At 40.2% G+C, this 13,110-nt stretch carries 13 protein-coding genes and 2 pseudogenes; 5 read left to right on the top strand and 10 right to left on the bottom strand.

From position 1 onward, the window contains the following. Nucleotides 1-189: 189 nt before the first annotated feature. The 6 genes from H539_RS0113265 to H539_RS0113240 all read right to left on the bottom strand — a co-directional run bounded on the left by H539_RS0113265 (nucleotide 190) and on the right by H539_RS0113240 (nucleotide 6,457). The gene (locus H539_RS0113265; protein ID WP_026693915.1) at nucleotides 190-1,452 is read right to left on the bottom strand and encodes a PTS ascorbate transporter subunit IIC; all 1,263 of its coding nucleotides are present in this window, start codon (nucleotides 1,450-1,452) and stop codon (nucleotides 190-192) included. A 1-nt stretch (nucleotide 1,453) separates the two neighbouring features. Beyond that, a complete protein-coding gene (locus tag H539_RS0113260; RefSeq protein ID WP_026693914.1) occupies nucleotides 1,454-1,729 on the bottom strand; it encodes a PTS sugar transporter subunit IIB in 276 nt (91 codons plus the stop codon). Between the two features lie 12 nt (nucleotides 1,730-1,741). Beyond that, complete coding sequence (locus tag H539_RS0113255; protein ID WP_026693913.1) at nucleotides 1,742-2,170, bottom strand: PTS sugar transporter subunit IIA; 429 nt, start codon at nucleotides 2,168-2,170, stop codon at nucleotides 1,742-1,744. Between the two features lie 91 nt (nucleotides 2,171-2,261). Continuing rightward, entirely contained in the window at nucleotides 2,262-4,163 is a 1,902-nt protein-coding gene (locus tag H539_RS0113250) for a BglG family transcription antiterminator (protein ID WP_026693912.1), read from the bottom strand. A gap of 421 nt (nucleotides 4,164-4,584) precedes the next feature. After that, the gene (locus tag H539_RS0113245) at nucleotides 4,585-5,946 is read right to left on the bottom strand and encodes an NAD(P)-binding domain-containing protein (protein WP_026693911.1); all 1,362 of its coding nucleotides are present in this window, start codon (nucleotides 5,944-5,946) and stop codon (nucleotides 4,585-4,587) included. Nucleotides 5,947-5,959: 13 nt separating this feature from the next. Further along, the gene (locus H539_RS0113240; protein WP_026693910.1) at nucleotides 5,960-6,457 is read right to left on the bottom strand and encodes an arsinothricin resistance N-acetyltransferase ArsN1 family A; all 498 of its coding nucleotides are present in this window, start codon (nucleotides 6,455-6,457) and stop codon (nucleotides 5,960-5,962) included. A gap of 385 nt (nucleotides 6,458-6,842) precedes the next feature. Between H539_RS0113240 and H539_RS0113235 the strand changes: the two genes are divergently transcribed. The 3 genes from H539_RS0113235 (at nucleotide 6,843) to H539_RS0113225 (ending at nucleotide 7,631) form a co-directional block, all read left to right on the top strand. After that, complete coding sequence (locus H539_RS0113235) at nucleotides 6,843-7,172, top strand: ArsR/SmtB family transcription factor (protein ID WP_180321052.1); 330 nt, start codon at nucleotides 6,843-6,845, stop codon at nucleotides 7,170-7,172. 66 nt (nucleotides 7,173-7,238) lie between these two features. Beyond that, a complete protein-coding gene (locus H539_RS31520) occupies nucleotides 7,239-7,409 on the top strand; it encodes a hypothetical protein (protein ID WP_155890035.1) in 171 nt (56 codons plus the stop codon). Nucleotides 7,410-7,424: 15 nt separating this feature from the next. Beyond that, complete coding sequence (locus H539_RS0113225) at nucleotides 7,425-7,631, top strand: hypothetical protein (RefSeq protein WP_245602175.1); 207 nt, start codon at nucleotides 7,425-7,427, stop codon at nucleotides 7,629-7,631. A 137-nt stretch (nucleotides 7,632-7,768) separates the two neighbouring features. On the opposite strand, the gene H539_RS0113220 is transcribed toward H539_RS0113225, so the two are convergent. Both H539_RS0113220 and H539_RS0113215 read right to left on the bottom strand, forming a co-directional pair. Further along, a complete protein-coding gene (locus tag H539_RS0113220; protein WP_035322551.1) occupies nucleotides 7,769-8,578 on the bottom strand; it encodes an STAS domain-containing protein in 810 nt (269 codons plus the stop codon). Between the two features lie 420 nt (nucleotides 8,579-8,998). Beyond that, a complete protein-coding gene (locus tag H539_RS0113215) occupies nucleotides 8,999-9,826 on the bottom strand; it encodes an STAS domain-containing protein (protein ID WP_026693906.1) in 828 nt (275 codons plus the stop codon). Nucleotides 9,827-10,324: 498 nt separating this feature from the next. On the opposite strand from H539_RS0113215, the gene H539_RS30175 reads away from it, so the two are divergent. Continuing rightward, nucleotides 10,325-11,134, top strand: coding sequence for an STAS domain-containing protein (locus H539_RS30175; RefSeq protein ID WP_051348567.1), 810 nt, complete (start codon nucleotides 10,325-10,327; stop codon nucleotides 11,132-11,134). A 497-nt stretch (nucleotides 11,135-11,631) separates the two neighbouring features. On the opposite strand, the pseudogene H539_RS32835 reads toward H539_RS30175, so the two are convergent. Further along, a pseudogene (locus H539_RS32835) lies at nucleotides 11,632-11,866 on the bottom strand (DDE-type integrase/transposase/recombinase); the annotation flags it as partial. Between the two features lie 37 nt (nucleotides 11,867-11,903). Further along, nucleotides 11,904-12,038, bottom strand: coding sequence for a hypothetical protein (locus H539_RS33110; protein ID WP_281171419.1), 135 nt, complete (start codon nucleotides 12,036-12,038; stop codon nucleotides 11,904-11,906). A gap of 349 nt (nucleotides 12,039-12,387) precedes the next feature. Between H539_RS33110 and H539_RS32830 the strand changes: the two are divergent. After that, nucleotides 12,388-12,629 (top strand): annotated as a pseudogene (locus H539_RS32830) (RNA polymerase sporulation sigma factor SigK); the annotation flags it as partial. Nucleotides 12,630-13,110: the final 481 nt, after the last annotated feature.

Raw genomic sequence — 13,110 nt, 5'->3', positions numbered from 1 at the left:
CGATATTCCCCTTCAACTCGCAAACCTTTTGGTTGGTACAATTGCCAAGGGATACGATAGGCAACAACTAACCGAAGAATATAAAACCTTTTATTCTATTCTAGAGAAACGGATTACTTTAAGAAAAGAAATACTCAAAACTAAACGTTTCTCTTTAAACAAAAAACACCCCAAAATGGGGCGCTAATCTCATGAAAACAACTTGATAATATAGCCGATCAGTATACCAACCACACCAAAGTCGGAGTCTCCGAATGTGGTTCCCTTAAATCCAAGAGAACCAAGAACAGGCAGAAGGAGGGCTGGAAGGAAACTGATGATGAGACCGTTTACAAATGCCCCGATCATAGACCCTCTGCGTCCGCCAGTAGCGTTTCCGAATACACCTGCCGCTGCACCAGTGAAAAAGTGTGGAACCAATCCTGGGACGATGATGGATAGCCCAAAGAGAGGAAGCAGCAGCATGCTGATGAGTCCTGCTACAAAACTTGATAAGAAACCGATAATAACGGCATTAGGGGCGAATGGGAATACAATCGGGCAGTCAAGGGCTGGTTTTGCATTTGGAACCACTTTGTCTGCTACCCCTTTAAATGCTGGGACGATTTCTGCAATCAGCATCCGAACCCCAGCCAGGATGATGAACACACCACCCGCAAAGGTAATGGCCTGCAATAAAGAGAATACAAGGAAGTTTGTCCCGCCGCTCAATTCCTTTTCAATGAAAGACGGACCTGCCGCAAGCGCCACCACAAAGAACATAATGGCCATGGTTAAGGCGAGGGCGACGGAGGAATCACGTAGGAAACCAAGGGACTTCGGCACCTTCACTTCTTCTGTTGATTTAGATTTGTTTCCTGTTAGTTTTCCGATTTTAGCTGCTGCAAAGTACCCGATGGAACCGAAATGCCCCACCGCTATATCATCGGAACCTGTAATTTCCCGCACCGTCGGCTGCAATAGGGCAGGAAGAAGAACCATGAGTGCCCCAAGGATGATGGAACCTACAATCACAAGTCCAAACCCGCTTAGCCCTGAAGTGGACAATACCGCCGCAAGAAGGCACGCCATAAACAGGGTGTGATGACCTGTTAAGAATATGTATTTGAATTTCGTGAATCTGGCAAGAAGGATGTTCACAATCATCCCGATCAGCATAATCATGGCCGTTTCCGCCCCAAAACTGTTCTGGGCAAGGGCAACAATGGCTTCGTTATTCGGGATAATCCCTCTGATATGGAACGCTTTTTCGAACATCTTTCCGAATACATCAAGAGCCCCCACGATGACCGTGGCACCCGCCCCTAATATGATGAATCCCATGACGGTCTTCAATGTTCCAGATACCACATCCGCAATTCCTTTTTTCTGGAGAAGCAACCCAATCAAGGCAAATAGCCCGACCAGGATGGCTGGAGTTCCCAGAATGTCTTTCATTATTAAGTCAAACATATTATTCCACCTCCAAAATATGCTTCCTTAACTGTTCCTTGATTTCGTTTAGGCTCACCATATTGACGACAGGGATCACTTTTTTACGGCCATCCTCCAATTGTTCCATGATTTCAGGGGAACCGATGTAATAATCTGCACTCTCTGTTTTGGCGCTTGCAAGGTCCATATTTTTGCAGTCTCCGTCGATTCCTAGTTCTTTCATGGCCTTGTTGACATTGAGTGAAAGCATAAAGCTCGTTCCTAACCCATTTCCACATACCGCTAATAATTTCATCTTTTGTTCCTCCTAAAGTAAGTTGAGCAGATCCTCGTAGGTTCCAGCCCCTAAAAGTTTTGTTATTTTTTCTTCGTCAGACAATAGATCGGATATTTCCTGTAATAGAGTTAAGTGGGAGGTTGCATCTTCTGCCGCTACAACAAAGAATGCATTGGCAGACTTCCCTCCCTCAAACAAAACCGCATCTTCTGTAATCAGAAGGGAAATTCCCATTTTACGGACCCCATCTTCAGGCCGTGCATGCGGCATGGCCACTCTCGGCATGAGTACAATATACGGTCCAAGCTCCTTCACATTCGAAATCATGGCATCCACATATCCCGCTTCGATATATCCGTGTTTTAACAGGGGTTCTGAAGCCATTCGTATGGCTTCTTCCCAGTTTTTTGCACGTGGTATAAATTGGACCATTTCGCCCGTCAGCCTAGATCGAAGCATGTTCCATCACCTCCCAGTTCAACTTTGATGATTGTTGTAATGTCCTTGTATGTATACTACGGCATAAAACGGCATAAAAAGAGACGACTTTTTACCGCAAATTGCGGAAAAAGTCGTCTTTTGTATCACATGCTTTCCATTCTTCCCGAATGTCTTTGTTCTCCCCAAGGAAACTGATCTCTTCGAATAATCCTCTGGTTTCCTCATCCGACTCTTTAATCGCCAGCATAAAGACCATCGAAACCATCTCGCGCTTCCATTGAATCGGTTGTTTCAATACAGCCACGGCCACTCCTTTTTTCAGGACATTTTTCGGATGGCCATGGGGAATCGCTATTTCTCCCCCAATAGTGGTAGGAGCCACTTTTTCTCTTTCGACGACATCAGACAAGTATTCACTGTTCACATACCCGTTTTCTTTGAGTTTCTTATACAGGCACTCGATGATGTCACGGGGACTTTCTACACTTTCTTTAAACACAAACATATTTTGATCCACAAGCTTTTTCAAGGTGGAAAACTCGGAAATATGCACACTTTCCAGTTCTGAGATGAATTTTTTCAGTTTCTCTTCATCATGGTGCGGCAATAAAGGGGAAACGGTGACCGCTGGAATCTTTGGATGAGGCAATGGAATGGTGCTGATGATAAAGTCGGGATGTTCTTTTTTTACCACTTCCTGCAGATCTTCCGCCCCGACACATTTGATGATATCCAGGGAGTGGAACTTCCTTTCCATTTTTGTGGTGAGGAGCTGGGACATCCCAATTCCCAGGGAACAGACCACAACTGCCCTCTTGTTTTTCCCGTCAATCTTCTTTAGACGTTCCTTTGAAGCTTCAAAGTGGAGAACGAGATAGCCGATTTCATCTTCAGGAAACTCAAAACCAACACTTTCCTCTAACTCCTTCACGACATGAAAAAGGGAATCAAATGTATAGGGGTATGTTTTCTTAATGTCAGATAAGAGCGGGTTATGATAATACAGAGCATGTTCAATCCGCTCAAACGCCGACTCCATATGCACCGCCAGGCTATGAACAAGCGATTCGTCTTCTTTGTGCTGGATTTGGGTCAGCTCTGACATATTCATAATCAGGTCTGTTAAAAAGGAATGGATTTTAGGAGGGATTTCCTTGTGGTTCAAGACAGTTGCATTCTTTGTTTTGGCTCCCAAGACATGCAAAAAGAAGTACATGATTTCTTCTTCCTGAAACTTGATCACAAAGGGTTTTTCCAGTTCGCATATAACCGTCTTCACCACTTCATATTCTTTTTTCCTCTTCACCTTCTCCATTTGATCGGGCGACAGGATGATTCTCTGTTTTTCCTTAATCCTTTTCACCATGATCAAAAGATGAAATCTTAAATTTTCTGCCGACTCTCTTGAAAACTCCCTTTTCAATTCTTTTTCAATCTTTTTTACCTGCTGCTCCGCTTTTTCGACTTCATACCTTGTAAACCAGGATTCTTTTTCTCCTTGTATCCATGGACGAATCCGCATAAGCGCCGTTCTCTTGTCTTTTTCGGTGCCCAGCAGCCGAATCCCCACTTTTTTTCTCGACTCGATCGTCAGGCCGAACGGCTCAAGCCAGGATTCAATTTCGTTCAGGTCCTGTTTGATCACATGTCTGCTCACGTAAAACTTTTCGCTTAGCTCGTGGATGGTCCAGCTTTTGGTTCCCATCAACTGCACGACAATCTCTGCTTTTCGGTTGATATCATCCTCTGCCTGATGGGAGTGTCCCTGTTCCTGGTAGCTCAACAGTTTTTTTCTTCCTTCCGCAGACATATCGATCTTAACTCCTATATTCGGCCTCCTTATAATAGTCGCTTGATATTCGTCTTTCACCCAGTCATCGATCTGTTTAAAATCATTTCGGATGGTTTTTTCGGAACAACCCAGCACAGATGCCATCTCTTGGATGGTTAGGTATTCATTTTGCTGTTTCCCCGCTAATAGTTCCAACATCTTTTTCTGTCTGATATTCATTCTGCCACCCCGAGTTCGGTCTATCTCTATTTCTTATCATTCATTAAGTTTTATTTCATTTTATAGGAAAATCATCCAAAAATATAGAGGGTTACAGTTTCAGCCGCTGCCAGCACACATACGACTTGTTTGGTCTGATTGCTCCTGCTGCCTCGATCAAGCCAAAGATTTGACGATGGAGTTATTTTTTAAAAACAATAAGGATCTGTATGGAGAATATACGTATAAAAACTTTATAGTAAATCAACGTTTAAATTTGGCTGTGATACGTTTGTACATTTGGATTTTTTTAAGTGCGTGTATCTCTTGAGGTGAAAAAGTTGACCCCGGTACAATACCGAGGCCATTTATTAGCAGCTTAGGTGCTTTTTTTAAACTGTCCGTAAACTGGGGCACAGTTCAAACAGACTGGTCTCTTTTGTTATCCGCAGCAGGAAGAACGGGTTATTTCAATCTTAACGGGCCCTCCGCAGCAGGAGCTTGTTGGTTGCTGGGCAGGACTACTAGGCTCACAGCAGCTTGCAAGATTGGTCCTGCAAACGCCTGTTTCAGGAAGCTCCAATTGAACTTCTTTTGCCCCCTCGAAGTCTCCTGTCAAATAGGCCACCACAGAACGGACCTGTTCATATCCAGTTGCGAGAAGGAAGGTCGGGGCACGGCCGTAGCTTTTCATACCCACGATATAGAAATTCTTTTCAGGCTGCCGAAGTTCAGCCTCCCCATGCGGCCGAACCGTACCGCAGCTATGAATGTTCGGGTCGATCAGCGGCGCAAGAGCCTCTACGCTTTCAACCGCAGGATCGGTACTCAGCCTTACTTCCTGTAAAAAACGTGTGTCTGGTCTGAAACCCGTACTTACGACCACTTCGTCAATTCCGTTTATGGATACTTCCTCTCCTTTAAGGTCCCCTGTTACAATGATTTTTCCGTCAGTCTCACTCACTCCATGGATATAAAAAGGGGTAAGAATGTTAATTTGATGTGTATCCACCAGTTTTTGAATTTTGATTCCGAGTTCCCCACGGGCTGGAAGGCCGTCGTTTTCCTGACCGCCATATACCTCTTGGACCCGTTTTTTTCTCATCGCCCAGTAAATTTGAGTTTCAGGGAACTTTCCTTTTAGATCCGCCAATTCGAGAAGAGCGTTTATGGCGGAATGACCGCTGCCGATTACCATGACGGCTTTATCTTTATATCGGGATTCCAGTTCCTTTACATTCGGAATACCATAATAGATACGGTTTTCCAGCATTTTTTCTGCTTTAGTCCAAAGCCCATTGGAAAGGATCGGATTTGGATGTCTCCAGGTTCCAGACGAGTCAATAACGGCTCTTGCCTCAAACACTTTTGTCTCTCCGTCTATTTCCACATACACCTGAAAAGGAGCATTTTCCCTTTGGGCCGTTTTCAGTTTATCCAGTCCTTTTCTCGCGACCCCTACGACTTTCGCATTGAGGTAGATCTTTGTTTTCATCTCTGGGAGATGGCTTAGAGGCAGAAGATAGTCGTTTACGAGTTCACGTCCTGTCGGCGGTTCTTCTTCATTCGGCGGAGACCATCCTGACTTTAACAGAAACTCCTTTGCTGCTCGATCTATGTTGTAATGCCATGGTGAAAACATACGGACGTGTCCCCATTCAAGCACGCTTGAACCAATGGAGCTTCCTGATTCAAAAAGGATAAACTCCTCCCCCTTTGTGAGTAATTGGGCCGCTGCCGCAAGCCCTACGGGACCTCCTCCGATAATAGCGACTGGAAGTGTTTGCTGTCTGCTTTCGTTCATTACTTTTTCCCTCCTAGATTAAAGATTTTTCCATGGCCATTACATCGACATAGTGCCCATCTAACATCCCTTGATTCTCATACACTCCTACGATACGAAATCCCTTTTTCTTGTATAGGCCCTGCCCTAATTCATTAAAGGGAAACGTAGAGAGGACGATCTTATGAAATTCATTCTCCCGCGCCAGGTTTTCAATGGAGGTGAGCAGTCTACCTCCTATTCCTTTTCCGCGGTATCCTCTTTTTATATAGACGGACAAGTCTGCCACTCCCTTATAAGCCGCACGTGCATTGTAGACGTTCAAACTTGCCCATCCGACTACTTCTCCGTCGTTCTCCGCCACAATGGCTTTGTATCGATCCTGATGCTTGTTAAACCAGTCCATCATATAGGGATAATCTTTCGTTTCTTTTTCCAGTGTGGCAATTCGATCGCTTATGCCTTCATTGTATATGGCTAAGATTTCTTCAATGTCACGTTGAGAAGCATTCCGAATATTTATGTGATCCATTTTTAAAGCATCTCCTATATACCTTCAATCGTTTATTCTAGGTTAGCTGCCCGACGGTAGCCGATTCTTCCCTGCATGAGCCTTCATTTTGACTGGTTCTATTCCACGAATGATTTCTCATCTGGTTTGAACAAATACTTTTCGATTTCTCCTTCGTTCACAAGCTTTTGGGTAAAAACCTATAAATCAATTTTTTTTGATGAATTAAGTATATTAGCAGTATTTTCTAAATGCAACTGCTTTATCAAAAAAATTTGATTATAAAAAATAGAGGATGGAGGACATAATGTACAAATCATTTTCATAAGATATTAAGATTGACATATGAAAATAATGGATATAAGATGAGTTCATCAAGAAGTTTTGATGAAGAAAAGGTGAAAAAATGAATCAAGAAATTCCACTTCAAGACGTCTCAATGAAAACGTTTTTTACGAAATACGAAGCGAAATTTAAAGCACTGGCAGATCTTAAGCGACTCGAAATCATGCATATTCTCACACAAAAGGGAGAAATGTGTGTATGTGATTTAGCCCCTCTAATGGATAATATGGCTCAATCCAAGTTATCGTACCACCTAAGGATATTGCTTGATGCCAACATCCTTATCAAAGAAACAAGAGGAACATGGAGTTATTACCAAATCAACCAAGAGGAAGTTGACCATCTTCTTTCCCATGAACTCTGTTGTGTATTCAAGCCACCTTCCTGCTAATTTTTTTCAGCATTAAATCAATTTTTCTTGATTTATGGATCAACTTTATTGGTTTAAGGAGAAATCATGATGGTGAATGGATATGTACTTTTTGAAATGCCTAAATTTCGTCAGTATGAGAGTGAAAAGGGCCGTAAGGATACCTGGAAATATGATGAGAATCAAGCTCTTACAAATAAAAGTGAAGTGTCCCATCTTATTCAAACCATAAAGGAACCTTGCTTAAAATGTGCTTAAAAAAGAGAGGTATGAATGATGACCGTTAATCATGGGGGAGCCCTAAAAAAAGAGTACTTCTTATCCTACATACGACTTGTTTGGTCTGCTCGCGCCTGCTGCCTCGATCAAGCCAGAGACCTGACGATGGAATTATTTTTTAAAAACAATAAGAACCTGTATGGAGATTATACGTATAAAAGCTTTCTAGATGCCTATGAGGAATTAAGGATGACCCAATAATCAGGAAAGAGAACACGGCAACTTGAAAAGAAGGGACTATAACTCGCCCCTTCTTTCATTCATTAATTGACCGTTTCAGACTGTCTGGAAACATGAACAAGCATCACTTTTTCAAGTGATGCTTAGTAAAAATGCGGTTATTTAATACTTTCCAGTGCTTGCTTAACATTTGCGAATGTATGGAGTACAGACAAATTTATGCCGCTATTTACAGCCGTTTGGGCTAAGTCCGGACGCAGACCTGTTGTTAATGTTTTAATCCCTAGCAGACCAAGCATTTGTCCAATCTGATGGAGATGGCGCGCGATTTCTGTATCGAGTCTCAATATGCCAGAAAAATCGGCAATAACCGTATGCAGTTGTTGTTCAGCAATTTTAGGAATGACTTTCTCCATAATATAATCCGCCCTATAAGAATCTATAAAACCAATTAATGGAACAATGGCTACACCTTGTTTAACCAATACAATCGGTGCTGAAAGTTCAGCCATTTCTCTTTGTGTGGATTCCTTATATTCTTCGGATAGGCGTTCGAAAGTAAAAACCGTTTCGTTCAGACTAATGTCTAATATTCGGTTTATTTGTTTTATGATAAATCCAAATTCTTTTACTGTAAGACCAAAGTCTATACTCAGATTTGTAAACAAATCTGTAATGACTTCCCTGGTCGGGGGATAACGTACCATGATCTCTGAAATTTTCCCTCCTGGAAATACCTGACCTGCTGCGTTCTTCTTACTCCAATCAATCAGTGATTGTGGCACTCCCTCATTCTCGTTAAAAAGTGAATCACTAAAAGAATTTATAAAATCAACATACATCTTTATCGCTTGTTCTTTTTCCGTTTTAGGTATTTCTAATTTCATCCTATCCAGAACACCGTTAACGATTTCTAATGCTAACGATTCCGCGTTTTCGGCTATGTGGTTTGAAACAGTTAAAACCATGGTGATATTAGTCCCTCCCACACTTTTTTGAGAAAATAAGCTTTTTAAATAATCATAGTCGGAGTCGGTTCCCAAAGTCAAATCGCACTTGAAATTCTATCTATATGGCATAGATTTCTCTTAATATGCCTTAACTATGATCCAAAAAGACTTATTAAAATAATTATTCCCCTTTACCTAACCAATACAATAAAGCTTATTCGCCTGTTTCATACGACTTGTTTCGTCTGCTCGCGCCTGTTACCTCAATCAATCCAGAGACGAGAATATACCTATAAAAGCTTTATAGATGCCTATGAAGAATTAAGGATGACCCAATAATCATGAAAAATATCTCACCAAAAAAAGAAGGGATCTTTACTAGTCCCTTCTTTCATTCTGTGTTGTTGGAATTCAAATCTATTTAATAAAGATTCATTCTTATACTAAGTGTTCTATTGATAAGTAGTCCTGTAAGGTCTGCTGTAAAGTACTTTTCGTCTCCGCCTTGTTTTCAAAAGAAACACCAGCATGGATCATTTTCCTTACAAGGTCCGCACGTAATCCTGTAATGACCGCTTTACAACCCATCATTGAAATTCCTTGTAAGATTTTTTGGAAATGAACGATTTCCTCTAAATCCATTTCTGCAATACCAGATAAATCCATGACAAGGGTTTGGATCTTTAAACGGGATATTTCGTTTAACACTTTTTCTTCAATGATGTGCATACGGTAGGAATCCATAAAGCCTATGAGAGGCAAGACAGCAATACTTTGGCTTATCGGGATAATCGGAACGGATAAATGCTCAACTATTTGTCTTTGGGATTTGATCAATTCGTCTTTATAGTTGGAATAACTGATAACCAATGTGTTTAGGAACTTATCCACCTGATCATTAAATTCTTTTTCTAGTATGAAAAAGTCTAAATTTTTATCATTATCACTATAATATTGTTCAAGGAAACTCCATAGGGTACGTCGGATTGCTTGTACCCATTCTAGCTTTAAATGTAGTGTTAGTGCATGTTTAGCCCAGGCGATTCCTTGCTTTTTACCTAAAGCAATTAAGTCATCACCGTTTTGTTCAATTATATACACTACTAGTTTCCCAGCATTATGGAGTAAATCAATATTTCCTTTATCGAGAATTTCTTTAATTTTACCCGCGACATTAACGGCTTTTGATAATAATCTCTCTTCAAAAAGGGATTTGTTTTGAGTGACGTAGGTAATCATATCGTTTCTTTCGGCAAGGGTTATCATATTAGTTCTCCTTTAATTCAATTTGGTGATAATTTTAGCCCTTACACTGCAATCAGTTACCTGTATTTCATTTTTAATTTATAAACTGAACTTTAATTAATTCTACTAAAAGGTTCTAATCTCCTCTGTAAAGTAATGGTAAACGAAAGTCATTGTAATTCAGCGGATATCCCTGTATAAACCCTAACACTTCTATTGCGGATATAAAAAAGATCAGACAGGGTGTCTCATTGTCTGATCCTTTTTTCAAACATAACGATTATTTCCTATAACGGTCGTTCCAACCCCGACAGTAGAATCAATAAAAAAATCATCCATTAACCGTTTTACACCAGGTACTCCAAGAGAAGTTTTAGGCTTTAGAACATGGGTAAATGGAATTATACCTATCAATTATCGTTTATTCCAGAAGCTATAACACAACAAATTAACTTTTTTATTCAAAAGTCATTCTCTGATATTTGCTTAACTTTTTGGTCCATTTAAAGGAGAGATATCATGGTCAGCACTTTAGAAAAGGTCATGAATTGTTTATACGCCGATCAAAAAAAGATCGCTTCTTCTCTTATTGATAAACCCAGTCTTGAAAAACAATTAGATAAGAAAGTTGGAGATATCAATAAATATGAAGACTTTTTAGTCGCACTTATCAACCATATTTCAAAGTACTTCAGGCTTAGAAAATCAGAACAAAAAAACAAAAACTTTGACTTTGCAATAACTCACTACTCGTTGGAAGACGGGACCACCCAAACTGAACTGATAGATCTGTTATTTGGTTTTCGAATAGGATTGTTACAAGAAATTCGGAAAAGGTGTGAATCTAATGACTTTCCGTTAGAGGATTTATATTTTGTAAACGACCAGATTGTTTATATTTTTGATGAGCTCATCCGTGATTTCACTAAAATCACTAAAATAATCACTGAAAAATCAGTAAAGGCCATTGAAAAGGAAATGTTGGAAATTGCTGCACCCATTGTACCCATCAAAAAAGGAATGGCGGTCTTACCCCTAATTGGCGATTTTCATGAAACCAGGGCAACCTACATTACGGAGAATGTGATACCAAAAATATCGAAATCAAACATCCACACGTTAATTATCGACTTGTCAGGAATAAATGTATTTGATACCTTCGTTGCTCAGCACATTTTTCAAATTAGGGATATATTAAAATTATTAGGAATATCTCCTGTCATTTCTGGTATTAGACCAGCGTTGGCTCAAACAGCTGTACAGTTAGGAATCAATATTTCAGATATTGAAGCATATAGCAGTGTTCAGCAAGTCTTAGAGAAACAGTAGTGTTTCGTTAGTCCTTTTCAGGTTCCAAGCCGATATCATCATATTTCTGCCCAATAAAAAAAAGACTGCGGAAGCAGACCAGATTATCAACAAAATACCTGATTTTAAATAATAAAAATTAGCCAAATGATTATATAGAGCAAAAAATTCATTGTATCACTCAGAGTAACTGAACTGATATTTATTGCAAAATAGTGTGGACCAAACAATATGAAACTTGAGGGACTTTTTGTAGTCCCTCTTCTTTCATTAGATCTTATTTAAATTACCGTCTGTTTAAACTATTTTAGGTTAATGGAGATATTCCTTCTCAAAGAGGCCAAAACGCTCTAGAATGTTATCAAGCGTATCGATCCCCTGAATTAGGTGGTCGGGTAAATCGTAACCTTCTTCGTGCCGAACAAAATTAAATTCGTCCAATACCACTACATCATCATCTTCCAATTCAACATGACAATGACCGCAACATAATCTCATCCATTCAACGCTCTTGCCGATTTATAATCTACCTCATCCTTCAGGTGGCCAAAGAAGGTTTCCTGAGTTGCATTTTCCCAACAGTTTCCTCTCCGCTACATGGACTGACCCAGGCCATATTCCTTTAAAAGCTTCTGGAAACGGGGGCTAGTGTAAGTGGCTTCCCTGATCCGAGTGAATAAAGGCTTCTTCATGAAGCATAACTTTCTTGTTGTTTATTAATTTATGGATCGTCCGGGTAGCGATGTCCAAGGTCATACTAGAAGCTCAATCCTTGCCTGTTGCTTCTCTATTACTTCCCCGTTTTAAGGGTCTGCCCGAAGCAGATTTCCTTGTATCCGTAAGCCCAGCCAAGCCTATTCTTTTTGTAAGCTGTTTTCCACCTGTGGGCTGCCGTTTCAATTCGTCTTATTCCTATAACATCCACATCAAAGCCATTCTCCTCGAAGATCTGGCGAGGGAGTTTGCCGGCTTCGTATTCGTCTATAAATCAATTTTTAAATTTGTCTGTATAATAGATTTTTTCGCTGATACGTTATACATTTGAATTTTTTTTTAAGTGCGTGTATCTCTTGAGGTGAAAAAGTTATTTTACTGATGTTGTCCCCTAATTCCCGTATTCTGATATTCAAGTATATAAAAACACCAGTAGGTTGAACACTTTTTTTGAGTGTCCTACCTACAGGTACCAGTTTAATTCACTCTTTCCTGTCAAGCTCCCTTATATAAAATAAAACAATACGTACAGACACGAACAAGGCAGGCAAAACATACACATGTTTCATAGGCCCTTGCCCAAATCAACGGAGGTGTTACAATGCCGGGAATCTTTACTGCAATCAGTTATATGGTAAAGGAGTTTTTTGTCCTAGTCTCTTACGTCAAAAATAATGCATTTCCCCAGCCCCTCTCTTCTAAGGACGAACGGAAATATTTGATGCTGATGGCTGAAGGCAACAGTGAGGCAAGGAATATCCTGATCGAACACAATCTGCGCCTCGTGGCACACATTGTCAAGATATTGTGAACTTGAAACAATGTCATTTAATCCTCCTGCTATCCCGATTTCCACCACCTCGTTTGTTGCATCAATTTTAATTTCCTCAATTAGAAGCTCTATAAGTTCACGCTTTTCCTCAAATGTCATTTCTCCCTCTGTAACCAACTTGCTAATGGTTGATAAAACGTCATTAATAAATCCTTCGGTTATCTCGGTTGATTCTTGTTTCTCTTTTTTAAAATTTAACATCTCTAATTCATCTTGAATTACTTTTATTTCCCCATTTATCTTCTTCATGTCTTTTAACATTTCTTCTTCAGAAATGACCTGGGCTACGACAAACATTCTCTTAATACGATCCCGTTCATCTTCTTTCTTTTTTAATTGCTTATTGAGATCCTCAATAGTTCGGTCTAGAGTTTCGTCTTTTTTGTATACTTGCATCTTGATTGCTTCAATAAATACGTCCCGGTTGGATAAAGTGGATAAAACTAAATGC

The organism is Peribacillus kribbensis DSM 17871 (assembly GCF_000430765.1).
GTDB classification, from domain to species: domain Bacteria; phylum Bacillota; class Bacilli; order Bacillales; family DSM-1321; genus Paraperibacillus; species Paraperibacillus kribbensis.
Note: the sequence above shows the minus strand (reverse complement) of the source record. Positions and strands in the feature narration are given on the sequence as shown.

What these genes read in the sequence shown, in the direction of transcription:
- H539_RS0113250 (WP_026693912.1), bottom strand. Translation starts at nt 4,163, where the DNA reads ATGAATATCAGACAGAAAAAGATGTTGGAACTATTAGCGGGGAAACAG.
- H539_RS0113240 (WP_026693910.1), bottom strand. Translation starts at nt 6,457, where the DNA reads ATGGATCACATAAATATTCGGAATGCTTCTCAACGTGACATTGAAGAA.
- H539_RS31520 (WP_155890035.1), top strand. Translation starts at nt 7,239, where the DNA reads ATGATGGTGAATGGATATGTACTTTTTGAAATGCCTAAATTTCGTCAG.
- H539_RS0113265 (WP_026693915.1), bottom strand. Translation starts at nt 1,452, where the DNA reads ATGTTTGACTTAATAATGAAAGACATTCTGGGAACTCCAGCCATCCTG.
- H539_RS30175 (WP_051348567.1), top strand. Translation starts at nt 10,325, where the DNA reads ATGGTCAGCACTTTAGAAAAGGTCATGAATTGTTTATACGCCGATCAA.
- H539_RS0113215 (WP_026693906.1), bottom strand. Translation starts at nt 9,826, where the DNA reads ATGATAACCCTTGCCGAAAGAAACGATATGATTACCTACGTCACTCAA.
- H539_RS0113225 (WP_245602175.1), top strand. Translation starts at nt 7,425, where the DNA reads ATGATGACCGTTAATCATGGGGGAGCCCTAAAAAAAGAGTACTTCTTA.
- H539_RS0113220 (WP_035322551.1), bottom strand. Translation starts at nt 8,578, where the DNA reads ATGGTTTTAACTGTTTCAAACCACATAGCCGAAAACGCGGAATCGTTA.
- H539_RS0113235 (WP_180321052.1), top strand. Translation starts at nt 6,843, where the DNA reads ATGAATCAAGAAATTCCACTTCAAGACGTCTCAATGAAAACGTTTTTT.
- H539_RS0113245 (WP_026693911.1), bottom strand. Translation starts at nt 5,946, where the DNA reads ATGAACGAAAGCAGACAGCAAACACTTCCAGTCGCTATTATCGGAGGA.
- H539_RS0113260 (WP_026693914.1), bottom strand. Translation starts at nt 1,729, where the DNA reads ATGAAATTATTAGCGGTATGTGGAAATGGGTTAGGAACGAGCTTTATG.
- H539_RS0113255 (WP_026693913.1), bottom strand. Translation starts at nt 2,170, where the DNA reads ATGCTTCGATCTAGGCTGACGGGCGAAATGGTCCAATTTATACCACGT.